We start from the raw sequence: 17673 nt of genomic DNA, 5'->3' as shown, positions 1-17673 counted from the left end.
TTATTTGAAGGCGTTGCCAGCCAACACTCAATTTTTCAGCTCCAACGGATTATTCGTCACCGACGAGGTCTGGGAGGAATCCTTTTTCACGTTGATGCTTTTGATACGGGAAGGATCCATGGCGGGTCCGTCGCTTACGCCACCTGTTCCGAAGCTAACCGCGTTTCCCCCTCCGGCACTTCGGGCGCCTGCTTGTGAGCGAGCGCTCATCGCCGCCTGTGGATTCTTCTTGTAGGCTTCTACCAACTTGTTGAGGGCCTTTTTATTAGTGGCGATCGCATTTTCAGGCAAAGCGATGGTAGCCTCCCCTTCTTCCAGGGTTTCAAAACCTGCATATTGGAAAACCACCTCGTTCCGACTGTCTGTGGCTTCGAGGATAAGTCCAGGCAATCCTTTTAGCTTCCATGGGCCATCTTGGAATGGTAATTCGGTGGTAAACCAAGCCACATAATCTCGTCCTTTGAAGTGACTCGTTGCCTTTTGGGCAGTATATCCACCGACCACTTTGGTTTCTTCGGTTATCCGCCAATCAATGGAGGGGTAGTCTTCATCTATAAGGTACTGTTCCCCGGCAAGGCTGTAAAGTTGTTTAAACAGTTGTTCGGCGGGTCGTGTGTAATAAGATTCCTGTGTAGAGCGCCCACTACCCGTGATGGTGAGGTTGCCGTCAAATGCCGGATCCTCCATTTGTTTCTTAATTTGCTGGTTCACCCGCTCACTGGAGTAGGTGCCATACAGCGAGGCATGCTGCCCGATGTATAGCACCATTTCCTCGTTATGAGGTTTGTCTGGTTGGAGCGTGTCATTGATATGTGTGAATTCATAAATCACACGGGCGAGCGCTGGTTCACTTTCCTGGGCCACCACCGCGCATGCCATTGAAACACCAATCAATAACAAGCTAATTACCTTTTTCCTTTCCATAAATTCGATTTTTCAATAATTCTACGAAATTATAGTAATTATCCGAAACAACCGAATTTATTTACGAAAAATCCGTAACAAGTTTATCAAATAGGCAGCCAGTGATTACAACTTATTCGTATCAATCCATTGTTGTAACTCCTGCCAATCGTAATAATGAAATGTCATGCCATTACTCATAGCCACTAATACACCTTTGGGAAATTGGCTGCCCAAATTTACGGCGGTCACATCAGCACCATCACACTCCACGACTGATACGGGTATTTCGGCAATAAGTTCGTGCTGGTGAGGGTTATCGCCGGCACCTTCCCGGGCATATACTACAAAAGTGTTGGCCTGTTGGTTGGATACTAGGATATAGCCGGTGCTATCGCTCAGCTTATAAATAGCGATACCCTCATGGTCGTCCTTCATGTCGCTGGTGGCAAACAAAGCCAATTCACCATTTCCCGCATCGGGATTGGCATGATATTTCTTTACGCCCACCCCCTCATCTGAGAAATACACGTATCCCAGCTCGTTGTCCACCGCAATGGCTTCAATTTCTTTTTGGCCGCTAAATGTACCGAACTTCCGTACCACTTCGGCTTTCAGGTGTCCGTCTGATGCGTCCAGGCGATACTGCCACAAGTATCCGTCCTTCGGCCCCGACTTCCTTCCAACGATAGCAAATATAGTCGAATCGGCTTTACGGGTATACAGTGCTATACCCATGGGGTCGCGTTCTTGCTCACCATCGAATACCGGAATGCCCCCTCCATCGATGGGAGCCAAATCTGGCAACCTGAAAATACGGATTTGATTGGCCTTCCGCTCGGTAACTACGGCGATGTCCACCAATGTATCGCCATATCGCAATCCATAGGCTATATCCACATTATTAGGCCGTTTCAAATCGGCCACTTGGTTTACAATATTGCCGTTGAGGTCATAGGCATATAATCCACCATCTGAATCTTTGTCCGTACCGATGATGAGACTTTTGGACGGATCCAATGGATTTATCCAGATGGCCGGGTCGTCTGTGTCGTGTGGCGTTGGCTGGGTTACCACTGCCGGCTTGATGGCATCTTCCCGCACGGGAGCGAGTCCGCCTTCGCATCCATATAGGGCTAAGGCCATACAGCCAATGCCTGTCATTAGTTTAAGATACCTATTCATTGGTCAAATCTATCGGTTATTATTGGTTAAAAAAATTATAAATCCAGTTTCAGGCCTAAGTTATAGCGTGGCCGGTAATACTCCATCTGCATGGTACGGGATGCGATGCCCTGATAGTAGCGGAGTGGCTGGTTGGTCAGGTTGTTGGCCTCGGCAAACACACGTAGCGCTTTGGTTATGCGGTAGGAAGCATTGGCATCCAAAAAGGTCTGCTTGTCGTAATACCGGTCTTCAAAAGCATCGCCGCCCAACTCGTCCAGATATGCCGCGGCATGGTTGAGCGATAGCCTTGCGCTGAACCGTTGATCTTCCCATGATAAGGAGGCATTAAACATATGAGGCGCCGAGCCGGGTAGGCTCAGCCCATCGCGTTCCTCTCCATCTTCGTTGGTAATGCCTTTGGCTTCCGAATCGGTGAAGGTATAATTGAGGTATACCCCAAAACCTTTGAGAAATTTACTATCAAAGAAATCCAATTGCCGCTGTACGCTCACCTCAAGGCCGTAAACCTGCACATTGTCGCCATTCTGGGCCTGCACGAACGTCCAGTTTTCACCGGTGGAGATGGGATTGCTCAATCCGCCAAAATCACGGGAGAATTTGTCAGTGGTGTATTGTTCATCACGTTTGATATAGATGAAGTTATTTATACTTTTATAGAAGGCGCCACCAGAGATCAACCCGATGGACTGAAAATAATATTCACCCATCAAGTCAAAGTTCCAGGCATAAGAGGCCGATAATTCGGGGTTGCCTGCAAACAGCTCTTCGTCTGAAGGGCGGGAGTCGATGTACGGAGCGAGTGCATAGTAATCTGGTCTGGCAATCCCTGTGGTAAACGCCGCACGCAGTACGAAATTGGAGGCAGCGTTGTATTTAACGCTCAAATTGGGCAGGATATTCACGTAATCATTCTTAACCTCCCGCACCCCTTCCAGTGCCTCTTCGTCTTGGATGATGTTACCCGTGTAGGTAATGCCCGTCCGCTCGACACGTGCACCGGCAATCATGGAAAATTTCCTGCTCAAATCTTGATCCCAACGGAGATATCCGGCTAAAATGGTCTCCTTTGCATGGTAATTGGCCGCGAGGTATTCGGATGGGTCGGCCTCTGACTCAAATTGGCTGGCATCGGTAAGCGGCAGATTGCCTAGAAAATCCTTGGAAGGCAGTATGCCAATAGCATACTTATTGTCAGGAACCCAGTTCATACCCGCAAGGTTATTCAACGGTATCTGGTCGAAATCAAAATCAATATCCCCTATCGGACTATATTCATGGAAAATATTGTTTCGGTCTTTGCTTTTCAAGCGCAGCCGGCCACCGAAACGCAGACGCCCCTTTTGATCGGGCACCACACTGAGCGGAATACGGAAATTGAGCTTCGCGCCAAATTCTTCTTCCGTCGTTCTTCCGTACTGTTCAGTTACCTTGTCAAGATCATAATCTGATAGGCTGGGATCGTTTATAAACGTAAGAAGCGGTTGTCGCGAAGCCCCAAAATCCTTATTGAAAGCGACACCCGGTTCATCGGGTTCATCCGAATCATACGGTATCTCGTATTCGATATAGCGTTCGTTCGGCCGGTATTCGCTGGCCCTTGAAAAGTTGGCCGACCAATCTACATCCAGTGCACTGCCAAACAAGTGGTTGCCGCCTATGGCGTAATTTTGTACTTTCTGTTCTTCCAACCTGCGTTGTTTTACTCGGTTGTTGTTTATCCCTCCCTTGGTTTGCAAAGACATCGCCCCTTGGTATCCGATGATGTTGTCATTCGCATCATAAAGGGGTTCAATGTCCTTCGCATTCCAACGGAAGCGGTTTTCCCAGTCGTCGCGCCAATTGTACATCCCATTCAAATACAGCGAGTGGCTGGGGCTAAGGTTGAAGTCGAAGGCTGCGGAAAGGCTGCGTCTTGTCCGACGTACATCGTATTTCCGGATATCCTGCTCCTCCACATAGACATTGCCGAAATCGTCTTCTTTCCATGCGGCCTCGACGTTATCCGAACCATAGTCATTGTTGTTGTATGACCCACTCAGCACCATGCCGATTTTGCCTTGGGCAAAGCGATTTCCGTAAATAAAGGCCCCAGTATAGGCCGCTTTTTCGCGGATGGGATTATACCCTCCGGCCAATGTGGCAGATATCCGCTGTCCATTGGGCGCAGCACGGGTTATCAGGTTTACCGACCCCCCGATAGCATCGGCATCCATATCAGGTGTAAGTGTTTTATTGACTACGATGGTCTGGATCATGTCAGAAGGAATGAGGTCCATCTGTACGTTCCGGTTATCGCCCTCGGCAGAAGGGATGCGGTCGCCATTCAACATCACGGAGTTCAGCGAAGGCGCCAAGCCGCGGATGATAATGTTACGCGCTTCGCCCTGATCATTCTGCATGGTAATACCGGGTACCCGTTTCAACGCATCGCCGATGTTGGCATCAGGGAAACGGCCTACCTGGTCAGAACTGATGACGTTTGTGATGTTGGCGTTGTTTTTCTGTTGGTTGAGGGCGCTTGCTTGTCCGCGCAACCTATCGCCCATCACCATTACCTCATCCAATTGAGTACCACCTGCATCCAACTCAAAATCAACCACCACATTTTGCCGGCCAGTTACCGTAACGATTGCGGTAGCCGGTTGGTAGCCCAAATAGTTGATGCTTACTTCATAAGTACCGGACGGTACATTTAAAAACTCGAAATTTCCCGACTGGGTCGAAATAGTATAGCGGTTGCCCACATTGAGCTTAATGGTTGCCCCCGGCAATGACAAGCGGGTTGCGCCGTCAACAACTTTTCCGGAAATGAGCCCATTTTGCTGGGCAAAACCTCCCACAGAGGCCAACAAGAATAAACACCATGTAAAAATATATCGCATGATTAAGTTTTTTTTGCAATACTATTACACTTGTGTTAGCTCAACATTAAGTTGGGATGAATTATTACCCCGGATTTAATTACCCTAAACCATTACCTTTGTGATATGGGCGACTTTTATGTGGATAGACAAACCATGGTTGATTTACAACTTCTTGATGAAGGGACGGGCAGTGTATTCGCGTGTTTCAACCAAACCATCACCTATGGCGGGGAGGATGCCTTGCGCGACTTATTCCATAAACCGCTCACAGACCGCCGCCAGCTCCAGGAGCGGGCCTCCACCATCAAATTCTTGATGGATAATATGGAGGAACTCACGTTTGACAAAACCACACTGGATTTTGTAGATTACTACCTGAAGCGACCCGATCGGCCTACGTCATTTTCGATTTATAGGGGTATTCGTAACGCTGTAAAACATTTTTTTTCGCCCAATCAAGCCTATTATACCAAGCGCCGCGGCGTAGCGGAAGTATTCGACACGTTGGCATTTATTACAAAGCTCTGCGAAACCTATCCCGCAGGCAATGATACTCCATTATTGGCTAATCTCCGGGAATCGCTTCAGCAATTAACCAAAGATCCCTTGCTTGCCAAGCATGTGGGTGCTCCTAAGAAACGGGTGAGGCGCTATGCTGTTGAGCGGGTGGATTTCCTATTGCGAAAGAAATACCATGAAGAGGCGCTCATGCTACTTAACCAAATTTATGTGCTGGATGCCTATTACGCGGTAACCAGAGCTTCCAAAACCATGGCACTCATTTTTCCTGAATTCCAGGATGGCGAAATCCTTGAGTTGGAAGGGGTTTACCATCCATTGCTGGACGATCCCGTGCCGAATACCCTTTCACTGGATGCCAGCCGTCATGTGAGCTTCATCACTGGCGCCAATATGTCGGGTAAGTCCACCATGATGAAGGCGGTAGGCATCGCCGTTTATCTCGCCCACTTGGGCTTTCCCGTGCCGGCCATGCGGATGAAAACAACTATTCTGGATGGGCTGATCACGACCATCAACCTTGCGGACAATATCAATGAGGGATATAGCCATTTCTACAATGAGGTGAAGCGCGTCAAGCTCGTGGCCGAACAAATCCAGCAATCCAACCGCCTATTGGTCATCTTCGATGAATTGTTCCGCGGCACCAATGTAAAAGATGCTTATGATGGTTCACTCCGCATTGTGCAAGCATTTTCGGAGCTTGATAGGGGATTCTTCATCATTTCCACTCATATCGTGGAGGTTGCCCATGCGCTGGCTACGAACGAAAAAATAGCATTCAACTACCTCCCCACCCGTATGGAGGAAGGGAAGCCCGTGTTTGATTACCGCCTGCGTGAAGGTGTCACCGATGACCGCATTGGTTTATGGATACTGGAAAATGAAGGGGTATTTGCGTTATTAGCGGAAAGCAAGTCGGATTAATTAGCCATCAATTGTCTGTATCTCATCAATGCTTCTACATAATAATAATCTGCATATGACAAAGGCACGTCGATTTCACTTTTGCTCGGGAAATTACCGGTAGAATGCGTCAGTATAAATCCGCCGTTGGTACCGATGGGTGCTTTGTATGATGGCGATGATAAACTGGTTAGCATCTGCTCCGCCGCACGCAGGTAACGCGTGCTTTTCGACCCTTTCGCCATGCCAGAAAGTTCCAGCAATGCAGAAGCGGTGATAGCCGCCGCTGAAGCATCACGTGGTACGTCCGCTCCCGGAGCAACGCTGTAGTCCCAGTAAGGCACCTTATCCTCTGGTAGGTTGGGGTTTCCAAGGATGAAGTCGGCTATCTTTATCGCTTGGTTAAGGTAAGCTTTATCCTTGGTGTCGCGGTACATCAGGGTATAACCATAAAGGCCCCATGCCTGTCCACGAGCCCAGGCCGATTCATGATCAGCCCCTTGATGAGTATGCTTATTGCGTACGGCCCCTGTTTCCGAATCATAATCAATGACATGATAAGAGCTATTATCCGCACGGAAATGGTTTTTCAGTGTTGTATTGGCATGTGTTTTTGAAATCTCCGCATATTTTGGATTGCCTGATACGCGCGAGGCCCAGTTCAGGAACTCCAGGTTCATCATGTTGTCAATGATGACCGGGAATTTCCATTTGTCGCCATTGTGATCCCATGAACGGATGCACTTGACGGTGGGATTGTACCGCGAAGCCAACGATTCTGCTCCCGTCAGTAAGATCTCTTCGTAATCCGCATTGTCAGTAAGGCGCAAGGCATTACCGAAACCACAGTAGAGCATGAAGCCCAAATCATGGGTACCTTTATTGTTTTTCTCTTTTTCGAGCAACTTTAATCGCTCCTTGGCTTCCTCCAGCAAGTCCGGTTGCTGGCTATATGCATACAAATACAGCAGCGTACCGGGATAAAATCCGGATATCCAAGAATTGCTTTTGGCAGTCACCAATGAATCATTGGCCTTTAGGTACGTTCGGGGAAGTACCCCCGCGGGCACACGCTCCATCAGGGTATGGTACTGCGCGATGGCATTATTCAGATTGTTGTCTACAAAATCCTGGGTTAATTCCAACTTGTTAGACCGTTGAGCGTTTACGGTTGCCGCCGTCATTAAGAGCAGTATTAAACTCCACCTTACTTTCACCATTTTCTTCTTTTGCTTCATAAAATTCTGTTGTCTACATTCGTCTTACTATTCTTGTTATTTTGAACGTAACCATTTCAAACAAAGTCGAGGCGGCACGCTTCTATGCCTAGGAAAATTTCTCATATGAAGTGGGTTTATAATTAGTTTTAGCTTCGAACCATTAAGTATCTCGTTTGTGAATAACATGCGTTTAAACGAGTCTCAACATTTTGAATGAACAATAATACTGAAACGCAATTGAAAACGTTAATCGTTTACACATAAAATTACGAAAACGTTGTAGTATAGTACTCAGCGATATACTGATTTTGGCATCCATGTATACGCAGGGCGAATGCCACGATGTGGGCTATTGGTGTGCAGGGTTTCTCTCTTGCTTTGCAAGCAAACACCATTTCAAGTGAATAAAATGAACAATTAGTTTATTATTATTCCTAATTACATTTATCGCTATTCAAAACACTCATACATCCATCTCCTATGAAACCGACATGATTAAAATAATCATTATTCACAAGTTTGCCTGCTTTCAAAGGCGTTCATGAATGCTTCGCAGTTAAGNAAAACACTCATACATCCATCTCCTATGAAACCGACATGATTAAAATAATCATTATTCACAAGTTTGCCTGCTTTCAAAGGCGTTCATGAATGCTTCGCAGTTAAGCCCACAGGGGAATGATTATTTTTAATCATCAAAGGTTCCATCTGGCCATTGAGAATTAAAAATAAACAGATGAAATTAAACAGATTTTGCCGTACGCTCTTTTTTGGATTATTGGCCTTCGCAGTAATCAATCTTTCTGGATGTTCAAAAGACGATTCCCCAGCCCCCGAACCCCCTCCGCTCTCCTTGGATGAATTATATCAACATGCGCTAACCGATGCCATGGTGGCAGACGATACGGAAGTCATTGATACACTTTGGGCCATAACACCAACGAACCAATCGCTGACATGGAAAACCATCAATGGAAAACAATATGTACTAATGGGTACGTTTATGCGCTATCCCGCTAGTTACCCTGTTGGAGATTCCATCACAAACACTTGGGGAGAATCGTGGCTGTTTGTCCCACAACAAATGAAATCCCGAATAGGCAACTCGTTGTCCCCGACGTCCGATACAACCATGAGGATTTGCCAACTACTAGGGTTACCCCCAGCCAATGAAAATAGCAATACCCATATTGCAGAAATTTGGATCGATCCCGACCGTCTCTATCGCCCCGCAGGCAATATTGATATTACGACCACTTCTACAGGAGCAGTGCTCGCCAACAACGCTAGACCAACCTATATGGATTGGTTCAACAGCTATATCATATTTGCTTATTACCGGACACTTTCTTCCGCCACGGAGTTTCACTATCCATGGACACGATTGGGCTATACGTATGATTGGGCACCGGAAACCAGTGAGGTAGGACTGAGTGAATATGTGTTGCAAGCCGAATCGGGAGCTTGGGTTGAGCACGTGGCAAAAGTGGGTGAATTTTTTTAATCGAACTTTACCCGTTACCGTATAACGACCCATCGATACCGTAAAAATAGCACGCGTATATGCCAAACAATTGAACGATTCCATAGCTTGCATTATTTCCCCAACAAATTGTATCTTGTCTGCGTTTAAAATCGTTAGTATGGAACGGAATGGGTTGTTATGGGGTTGAAGCAAGGGAAACTTAAAAACTATATAAAAATAAATATACGACTTATTGCTTTGATGGGAACATTGGTGATAGTCGTCTGCCTGTTAATGCCATCATTGGCAATTGCGCAAACCACTATCCGGGGGAAGGTGACTGATGCTTCCACAGGTGAGGGTATCTCCGGTGTATCGGTGTTTTTATCCAACACCACAATCGGCACCTCCACAGATAGCCTGGGGTTTTATAAGCTTACCCCCCCCAAACATGCCACGCACATCCAGTTCAATGGATTGGGATACAGACCTGTAACCAAGTCGTTGGTAACAAATGGGCCACAAACCATCGATGTCGAATTGGAAGAGGAGTTCCACGCACTTGATGAGGTGGTGATAAGCGGTAAAGGGCGCTACCGCAACCGGGATAATCCCGCTGTGGAGCTCATCCGCAAGGTTATTGCGCATAAACCGACCAATCGCCTCTCGCGCTTTGACCATGTAGCGTTTGAAGCCTATGAAAAAATCATGATGGCCGTAAGCCATGTACCCCGAGTGATCGCCAAGAACGCGCTGACACGTGGATATCAATTTGCGCTTGAGAATGTGGATACTTCCTTGGTGCCTGGCCGCTCCCTATTGCCTATTTACCTAGAGGAAAACTTATCGCAACGGTACTTGCGGTTATCCCCAAAAGCAACCAAGACCATCATCACCGCCAATAAGAAAACAGAGCTCGATAAGCGATTTGTGAATAATGAGAACCTAGAGATGTATTTCAAATTTATCCACGGCGATGTGGACATCTATGAAAACAACATCTTGATACTCAACAAACCTTTTTTAGGCCCCACAGCAGACGCTGCGCCTCTCTTTTACAAATTCTTTATTACAGATACCATTTCCACTGTCGAAGGACAATTCGTGGAACTCACCTTTGTACCAAGAAACAACGAAGACCGCCTGTTTTCTGGCAAATTGCAGGTAACGCTCGATGGCAACTATGGCATACGCCGCGCTGATATCTGGATAGACCATCGGGCCAATCTCAATTGGATTACCAATGTAAATATCTCCCTGCGTTTCAATCGCCATAATAGCGGCATCTATCTGCTTGCCTATTCGGGTATGCAAATCAATTTCGGACTCTATGAAGGCAAACGCGGGGCCTTTGGCCAACGGACGCTCGTCTATCGTGATTACGATACCGAAACCACAATCCCCCCAAGTACCTTTAGTGGGCAAAACTGGGAGCAAGCCGAAGATGCCAGCCACCAAGCACCGAATCATTGGCAAGAAAACCGGCCTTTGGAACTTACGGAGGTAGAAGCGAAAACATATACCAACCTAGATAGCCTGCAAAATAACCGCTCTTTCCGGCGGACGCTAAAATTGGGATACCTGATTGCCCAGAGCTTTGTTTATACAGGGCCTGTAGAATTTGGACCGCTTGAGTATTCTTACAGTTTCAATGACCTTGAAGGCAGTCGTATACGACTAAGTGGCCGAACCACCCGCGAGCTTTCAGAAAAATTTTATGCCGAAGCTTATACGGCCTATGGTTTCCGTGATGAACGAATGAAATTTTACGTGGGTACCGCCCAATCACTCAATGGGCGACCGGTGGCCGAATACCCATCGCATTACCTGCATGCGACCTATCAGCAGGATGCCCGCGAACCTGGCCAATTGCTGGGTTTTCGCAATGGTGATAGCTTTATCCGTTCTTTCCGTAGCGCCCCACAGGACAAATGGATGTACAACAATGCCTTTAAATTGAACCATATTATCGAGTTTGGCAACCATGTGATGCTCCAAACCCATATCGCCTCCTTAAAGCAAGCCCCAGCTGCCGAACTCCGCTTCATCACCGCCGGGATGCGAGACACATTAAGGGCCTTGCAAACATCGGAACTTGGTATTGACCTCCGCTGGGCACCGAACGAGGAATTTTTCCAACGTAACCTTAGCCGATCGCCTATCATTAATGAGTATCCGATCTTTACCTTACGATATAACATGGGAATAAAAGGCCTCCTTGGTGGCGAACGTGCATACCACGCTACGCGGTTGGATATCTTCAAACGGGTTTTCCTTTCCCAATTGGGTTTCGCCGACGTCAACTTAGGTGCAGGTTATATTTTCGGGACACTGCCATATCCCCTACTTGACATCCCGAACTCCAACCAAACCTATGTGCTCACCAGCGACTCATACAGCCTGATGAACAACCTCGAATTTGTAAGCGACCAATACATCAAGCTCAGCGTTGAGCATCGGTTGCATGGATTTGTGCTGAATAAAATCCCTTTGATAAAAAAACTCAAAATGCGTGAATTATTAGGGTTCAAGCTTCTTTATGGAAATGTGCGACCTGAAAACCGCCCAGAAAAGAACGCTAAGGCATTCCTGTTCCCAACCGATAGCGCTGGAAACCCCACCACGTTCACATTGGAAAGGAAGCCTTACATGGAAGCCAGCATTGGTGTAGAAAACATTTTGAATGTGCTGCGTGTAGAATATGTACGGAGATTGTCGTACCTTAACCATCCCGACGTTGATCGGGGTGGATTTCGTTTCGGTATAAAAGTAGATTTTTAGTGGGGGCGTAAAGCATTTAAACATGACATATCAAAATTTATTAATCCATGATGAAGGATATGTACGTCGCATTGTCATCAATCGGGAGAGCAAACTCAATGCACTGAACAAAATTACTTTGGCCGAATTGCATCATGCAATTACGGATGCACTGGCCAATAAACCTATACGGGGCATCCTATTAACCGGAGCAGGCGATAAAGCTTTCGTTGCTGGAGCAGATATTGCCGAGTTTTCAGCTTTCGATGCCAATCAGGGCCGGGAACTAGCCCAAGAGGGGCAAACCAACGTGTTTGACCTGATACACCACGCCAACAAACCGATCATAGCAGCTATTAATGGCTATGCCTTGGGTGGAGGATTGGAATTGGCACTGGCCTGCCATATACGGGTTGCAACTACCGGCTCCAAAATGGGGCTACCTGAAGTATCCTTGGGCCTCATTCCAGGTTACGGCGGGACTCAGCGCCTTACCCAATTGGTGGGACGTGGGCGTGCTTTGGAAATGATTCTCACTGGCGACATGATAACCGCAAACGAGGCATTGGGCTATGGTTTGGTCAACCACGTAGTTGCGCCCCAAGACTTGTTGGGCAAGGCTGAAAATATACTCACCAAAATTTCAACACGCTCAACAAATGCAATAGGGGCTGCTATCCGGGCAGTAAACGCAGGCCTCGACCCTACACAAAATGGATTCGAAACAGAAATAACAGCTTTTGCACAATGCTTTGGCACCCCCGATTTCAAGGAAGGGATTTCGGCATTTCTGGAAAAGCGAAAACCAAATTTTTGATTTTACGTTATATCATTAACCGCTTATAGTTTTGATATATGTCCTATTCCGTATTCACGCAAAAGGAGCGAAACATCATTACTGTTATCATCCTGATTTTATTAGGGATTGTTATCGCATACGCGGTTAGAAATATTATCGGGGCGTTGCTCGGCACCATGGTGATGTATACCATTTTCCGGCCAATGAACATTTGGTTGGTGGAGCGACAGAAATGGCGCCGTCCGATCGTAGCCGTGATTATTATTATTGTCTCTTTCCTTATCATCGTACTACCTTTTTTGGGCATAGGCACCATGCTCACCAATAAAGTGGTGAGTCTATTAAAAAACCCGGAATGGATAAAAGACATGGTAAATGCCATCAATGAATTTGCCGGCGACAAGCTTGGCAAACCTGATTTGCTTCGGGAGCAATTGGAGAAAAGTGCGACTTATCTTGGTGGTTTATTTACTTCGCTTCTTAGTGGTGCCGCAGGCCTCTTTCTAGACATCGCCGTGATGTATTTCTTGTTCTATTTTATGTTGGTCAATTTCAGGGGTTTTGAACGTGGGCTGCTCCGCTATTCGCCCTTTAGGATAGAAAACGCCATCCGATTCGGAAACGAACTGCGCAACATCACCTATTCCAATGTAATCGGACAAACACTCATTGCCTTGATACAGGGAGCTACGCTGGCGCTGGGATTTTGGATATTCGGTTTTAATGATCCCTTATTTTGGGGCGTGATATGCGCTATCCTTGCCTTTATTCCGCTGCTAGGCCCGCCGCTAATTTTTGTGCCCGCAGCAATCATTGCATTCGTTCAAGGTGAGAACCTAGCGGCAATAGGGTTATTGATATATGGTTTCCTCGTGGTTATCAATATTGATAATGTGCTGCGCCTTATAATTGCCAAAAAAGTAGGTGATATACATCCCATCATTACCGTGGTAGGCGTTATTATTGGCCTACCGTTGTTCGGAGTGATGGGATTGGTATATGGCCCGCTCTTACTTTCCTATTTTCTAATCACGGTACGCATTTATGAAGCAAATAAAAGGCAGAAACCTTCAACAGATGAACCGGTGATCAACAAGTGAAAATCTCCAATATGACCTGGCCTTATGTTGCAAATACGATTAAAAACACGCATATAGTTTAAGCAAAATCATTACCTTAATGGCATTGGCCGAAAATACCTGAAAATAGGGATTCTATAATTGCCAGCGCAATCCTATCTTTGTTCACTCATTTGATGACTATGCGGATTACTCTACTATCACTACTTTTTGCGTTTTGCTGCGGAACCCTCAACGCCCAATCCAAGGCACATTATGAAACGGTAGGCGACCATATTACGCTTACTTTGGCCGGGGCTTCACACCTCGCCCAACTGCCCCTAAAATGCATGCAGCAGGAGTACCCCTATAAAACCGGAATAACATTTGCCGATTCTTCGCTCATTCAATCGCCAATAACCTACCACCCTGCATTCTATGGTTGTTTTGACTGGCATAGCAGTGTGCATGGACATTGGATGCTTGTGCGTCTCCTCAAACGATACCCCAACCTGCCTGAGGCCACCGAAATAAAAAACAAACTTGCTGACAATCTAAGCACATCGAATATCGCCATGGAAGTACAGCTATTTGATGGATTGAATAAAAGCTTTGAACGCACCTATGGGTGGGCGTGGCTCCTACAGCTCCAAGCCGAGCTACTATCTTGGGATGACCCTCTCGGCTACACATTAAGCAAAAACCTCCAACCGCTTGCTGATGTTTTGGCCGAATTGTATAAGGAATATTTACCCAAAATGAATTACGCTATCCGCGTTGGGGAACACTCGAATCTGGCATTTGGACTAAGGCTCGCATACGACTATGCAGCTCAAGTGGACGATGTGGGGCTCAAAGATGTCATTCGGAATACGGCTTTGCGTTTCTATGCTCAAGATACCGATTGCCCATTAAGTTGGGAACCGGGAGGTGCTGATTTTCTCAGCCCTTGCCTAGAGGAGGCAGACTTGATGTGGCGGATCTTACCTCCAGACCAATACCGCACCTGGGTGAAAAAATTCATCCCCCAATTATTTAAGAAATCTTTCCACCTGGAACCGGGTACGGTGAGTGACCGCACGGATGGTAAGCTTGTTCACCTCGATGGATTGAATCTGAGTCGTGCTTGGTGTCTATATGGTATCGCCCGACATGCCGGAAGAAACGAACAACGCCTTTTTGAATTGGCCAATATGCATTTGAACGCCGCCCTGCCAAACGTGGCCAGCGGCGATTACATGGGTGAACATTGGCTCGCATCCTTCGCGGTCTACGCATTGACAGCACAAAACAATTAGCCATGATGCAGAGACGATTACGATACCTGCTACTTCTTCCAATCTGTCTAATGTTCCACTCATGTTTCCAAATTATCGAGGAAATATCGGTGCAACCTAACGGCTCAGGTACGGTGGTGCTTACGGCAAATCTTAGCCAGAGCCGCAGCAAACTCGCTTCGGTAATGTTATTGGACAGCATCAATGGCCACAAGATACCCTCCAAACAGGATATCAGGAGCGAAATGGAAGAAGCTGTGAAAATTCTCCGTGGAATGAAAGGCATTAGTCAGGTAAGCCATACTATGGATTTCGACAAATACATCGCCACGATTCGTTTTTCCTTTGCTCAGGTGGCCAACCTGAATGACATCACCACCATAATCTTTGAAAAGCTGAAGGTCAAATCGGCGAATAACTCAGCATATACTTACCATACCGTCAGCAAAACATTTAACAGGCACTATTCCTATGAGGCAAAAGCAAAATCGGAATATAACAAGCTCAAATCGGCTGATAAGGAAATTTTCCAAAACGCCATGTATACCAGTATTTATCGCTTTGACGACACTGTGCTAAAACAAAGCAACGGCAATGCCAAGATTTCTGCTTCAAAAAAGGCGGTGATGCTACAATGTCCGATATTGGATCTCATCGATGGAAAAATAAATATCTCGAACAACATACAACTTTCAAATTAACGATATGAACAAATTTTGGAACACAGCTATTTTATTATTGGCTGCAGCAACCGTAACCGCCCAGGATCTAGCCTATAAAATCCCACATGACGCTTTTGCGGTCGTCAATGTACAGACAGACCATTTCTTCAAATTGATGAGTGTGGAAGATTTCAACCAATCCACCATTGGAAAAGTCCTGTTGGAAAAAGCCGGTGAGGCTGGACTTTCAGACATTGGAGGAATTGAGGATTTTGGTATCGGCTTAAATAAGACTGGCTATTTTTATACAATAAAGACAGATAGTGTGGTGTACTATAATTTCTTATTGCCTCTTGCCAATGCCCAACTATTCGAAAAGCACTTTGGCAAGGATGAGGAAATTACCCAAAACGCGGGCTTTCGTGGCTTCACGAAAGACGTGTCCGGAAGCAGTGCCATGTTTGCTTGGAATGAGCAGATGCTGTCTATCTCCACGGCCGGCTTGGTAGGCCATTATTTCGAGCAGCCAGAAGTGGCTGCCCGTTATGGAATCCAGAATTACAGCTATTCCGATTATTACGAAAATAACGATACGGAGGTCGTTGAAAAAGCTGAAGATATTGCGGATAGCGCATACTCGGACGATATTCTCATTGCTCCGCCACTTCCTGATTCGCTTGCCATCATTGATACGGTGACTACCGATTACACAGAAGAATGGAATTGGGAAGCCGATACGACCGTCTCCGATGCCGCAGAAGCTTATGACTATGACAGCAATTATGAGGATGACAACCCCTATTCTGACTATTATGAAGCCGACCAACTCATCAAAAAAGGACTGGAAGCGGAATGGGCTATGCAATATACCGTGGGCCTATTTGGCAACAATCCGGAAAAGAACATCTTAAGCAACTCCTCATACCTCAAGAGCCTCCACAAGGACGCAATTGTTACTGCTTGGCTGTCTAACCTAGAGACTATCTACAGCAGCCTGCTTCCGGAGTTATTCGGGTTAGGGCGGACAGGCAAAATTTTCAGCCATTATGGAAGTATAAATGCTGGGCTATTTGCAGATAAAGAAGGATTCAGGTTGAGCAGCTCCATGACTGTATCAAATGAATTGGCAGCGAGCCTCAAACGCATTTATAAGCGCAAGCTGAACAAGAAATTCTTGAAATACATGAATAGTGACGACATGGTAGGTTTTTTTGCCTATGCCGTGGATGCCCAATCTTATCTGGAAGAATTACCCGGCTTGATTAAAGACACCTACGGCGGTCTCGTAGGGATGTATGAACCTGAAATCGCTTTGGGTACAGATATCATATCACTCCTATTGGATGAAAAGGCTATAGCAAATGCCGTGAAAGGCGATGCTTTATTCGTGTTAAATGGTATTTCCGAAGAAGAGGTCTCATACACTGCATATGAATATGATGAGGACTATAATTACCAGGAAGTGGAAAAAACCAAGACCGAAGCCATTCCTGATTTCCTGCTGATGTTTTCATCAGACGATGTTTCCATTTATAATCGTATCATGTCCTATACGTCCAGCAAGGGGTTAGTCGATGAAGAACAGGGGGTATATACCGTGCAAGAGCACGACATGCCCTTTGCTCTACATATCACCCGTAAGGATGGTATCGTTTTCATTGGTACTTCCTCCAGCCAGCTCCATGATATTAATGCCAATCGCTATCGGGGATATCTGGCAAAAGAACACCGCAACCTCCTTCGGAAAAATAAGTTTTCGGGATTGCTTAGTGCCAAGAAAATAGTCGACGATATCCCTCAGGAGCAGCTGCAGTCGCTCGACCGCTATATCGGTTTCAACAAATTGTTTGGAAGTATGGGCAATTTCTATTTTCAATCCAAAGGCATAAAATCAAACACCATCTCTTCGGATTTTGTTGCTGAAACCCCCGAAGGGTTTGACAATGCCATCCAATACATTTTTGCCTTGATGGATTACGCGGCAGAACAATAGGAAAAGTTATCAAAAGGCCGTCTGTCTATCATAGGCAGTTATTTACACTCATTTTTGTT

At 46.2% G+C, this 17673-nt stretch carries 12 protein-coding genes; 8 read left to right on the top strand and 4 right to left on the bottom strand.

Annotated features, from left to right (window positions below; all coding sequences use genetic code 11):
* Positions 1 to 27 precede the first annotated feature (27 nt).
* From NF543_RS20840 to NF543_RS20830, 3 genes are all read right to left on the bottom strand, one after another.
* The gene (locus NF543_RS20840) at positions 28 to 924 is read right to left on the bottom strand and encodes a GLPGLI family protein (RefSeq protein ID WP_257670132.1); all 897 of its coding nucleotides are present in this window, start codon (positions 922 to 924) and stop codon (positions 28 to 30) included.
* Between the two features lie 105 nt (positions 925 to 1029).
* Positions 1030 to 2088 (bottom strand): phytase, encoded by a 1059-nt coding sequence (locus NF543_RS20835; RefSeq protein ID WP_257670131.1) that lies wholly within the window; start codon positions 2086 to 2088, stop codon positions 1030 to 1032.
* Between the two features lie 35 nt (positions 2089 to 2123).
* Complete coding sequence (locus NF543_RS20830) at positions 2124 to 4973, bottom strand: TonB-dependent receptor (protein ID WP_257670130.1); 2850 nt, start codon at positions 4971 to 4973, stop codon at positions 2124 to 2126.
* Between the two features lie 105 nt (positions 4974 to 5078).
* On the opposite strand from NF543_RS20830, the gene NF543_RS20825 reads away from it, so the two are divergent.
* Positions 5079 to 6401 carry a MutS-related protein gene (locus NF543_RS20825; RefSeq protein ID WP_257670129.1) on the top strand — a complete coding sequence of 441 codons (1323 nt, stop codon included), beginning with the start codon at positions 5079 to 5081 and terminating at the stop codon, positions 6399 to 6401.
* Here NF543_RS20825 and NF543_RS20820 read toward each other — a convergent pair.
* Complete coding sequence (locus NF543_RS20820; protein ID WP_257670128.1) at positions 6398 to 7618, bottom strand: glycoside hydrolase family 88 protein; 1221 nt, start codon at positions 7616 to 7618, stop codon at positions 6398 to 6400. The two genes, NF543_RS20825 and NF543_RS20820, sit on opposite strands and share 4 nt — an antisense overlap.
* 718 nt (positions 7619 to 8336) lie before the next feature.
* On the opposite strand from NF543_RS20820, the gene NF543_RS20815 reads away from it, so the two are divergent.
* The 7 genes from NF543_RS20815 (at position 8337) to NF543_RS20785 (ending at position 17614) form a co-directional block, all read left to right on the top strand.
* Positions 8337 to 9104 (top strand): hypothetical protein, encoded by a 768-nt coding sequence (locus NF543_RS20815; RefSeq protein WP_257670127.1) that lies wholly within the window; start codon positions 8337 to 8339, stop codon positions 9102 to 9104.
* Positions 9105 to 9326: 222 nt separating this feature from the next.
* Entirely contained in the window at positions 9327 to 11846 is a 2520-nt protein-coding gene (locus NF543_RS20810) for a DUF5686 and carboxypeptidase-like regulatory domain-containing protein (protein ID WP_257670126.1), read from the top strand.
* Between the two features lie 22 nt (positions 11847 to 11868).
* Complete coding sequence (locus tag NF543_RS20805) at positions 11869 to 12642, top strand: enoyl-CoA hydratase/isomerase family protein (RefSeq protein WP_257670125.1); 774 nt, start codon at positions 11869 to 11871, stop codon at positions 12640 to 12642.
* A 38-nt stretch (positions 12643 to 12680) separates the two neighbouring features.
* On the top strand, positions 12681 to 13724 hold the full coding sequence (locus tag NF543_RS20800) for an AI-2E family transporter (RefSeq protein ID WP_257670124.1): 1044 nt from the start codon (positions 12681 to 12683) through the stop codon (positions 13722 to 13724).
* Positions 13725 to 13885: 161 nt separating this feature from the next.
* A complete protein-coding gene (locus NF543_RS20795; protein WP_257670123.1) occupies positions 13886 to 14980 on the top strand; it encodes a DUF2891 domain-containing protein in 1095 nt (364 codons plus the stop codon).
* Positions 14981 to 14985: 5 nt separating this feature from the next.
* Positions 14986 to 15660 carry a hypothetical protein gene (locus NF543_RS20790; protein WP_257670122.1) on the top strand — a complete coding sequence of 225 codons (675 nt, stop codon included), beginning with the start codon at positions 14986 to 14988 and terminating at the stop codon, positions 15658 to 15660.
* Positions 15661 to 15664: 4 nt separating this feature from the next.
* Positions 15665 to 17614: a hypothetical protein gene (locus NF543_RS20785; protein ID WP_257670121.1), complete on the top strand. Its 1950-nt coding sequence runs from the start codon at positions 15665 to 15667 to the stop codon at positions 17612 to 17614.
* Positions 17615 to 17673: the final 59 nt, after the last annotated feature.

The organism is Parapedobacter tibetensis, assembly GCF_024704835.1.
Classification (GTDB): Bacteria; Bacteroidota; Bacteroidia; order Sphingobacteriales; family Sphingobacteriaceae; genus Parapedobacter; species Parapedobacter tibetensis.
This window is presented reverse-complemented; position numbering and strand designations above follow the sequence as displayed.

What these genes read in the sequence shown, in the direction of transcription:
- NF543_RS20790 (WP_257670122.1), top strand. Translation starts at nt 14,986, where the DNA reads ATGCAGAGACGATTACGATACCTGCTACTTCTTCCAATCTGTCTAATG.
- NF543_RS20840 (WP_257670132.1), bottom strand. Translation starts at nt 924, where the DNA reads ATGGAAAGGAAAAAGGTAATTAGCTTGTTATTGATTGGTGTTTCAATG.
- NF543_RS20835 (WP_257670131.1), bottom strand. Translation starts at nt 2,088, where the DNA reads ATGAATAGGTATCTTAAACTAATGACAGGCATTGGCTGTATGGCCTTA.
- NF543_RS20785 (WP_257670121.1), top strand. Translation starts at nt 15,665, where the DNA reads ATGAACAAATTTTGGAACACAGCTATTTTATTATTGGCTGCAGCAACC.
- NF543_RS20805 (WP_257670125.1), top strand. Translation starts at nt 11,869, where the DNA reads ATGACATATCAAAATTTATTAATCCATGATGAAGGATATGTACGTCGC.
- NF543_RS20825 (WP_257670129.1), top strand. Translation starts at nt 5,079, where the DNA reads ATGGGCGACTTTTATGTGGATAGACAAACCATGGTTGATTTACAACTT.
- NF543_RS20795 (WP_257670123.1), top strand. Translation starts at nt 13,886, where the DNA reads ATGCGGATTACTCTACTATCACTACTTTTTGCGTTTTGCTGCGGAACC.
- NF543_RS20820 (WP_257670128.1), bottom strand. Translation starts at nt 7,618, where the DNA reads ATGAAGCAAAAGAAGAAAATGGTGAAAGTAAGGTGGAGTTTAATACTG.
- NF543_RS20815 (WP_257670127.1), top strand. Translation starts at nt 8,337, where the DNA reads ATGAAATTAAACAGATTTTGCCGTACGCTCTTTTTTGGATTATTGGCC.
- NF543_RS20830 (WP_257670130.1), bottom strand. Translation starts at nt 4,973, where the DNA reads ATGCGATATATTTTTACATGGTGTTTATTCTTGTTGGCCTCTGTGGGA.
- NF543_RS20800 (WP_257670124.1), top strand. Translation starts at nt 12,681, where the DNA reads ATGTCCTATTCCGTATTCACGCAAAAGGAGCGAAACATCATTACTGTT.
- NF543_RS20810 (WP_257670126.1), top strand. Translation starts at nt 9,327, where the DNA reads ATGGGAACATTGGTGATAGTCGTCTGCCTGTTAATGCCATCATTGGCA.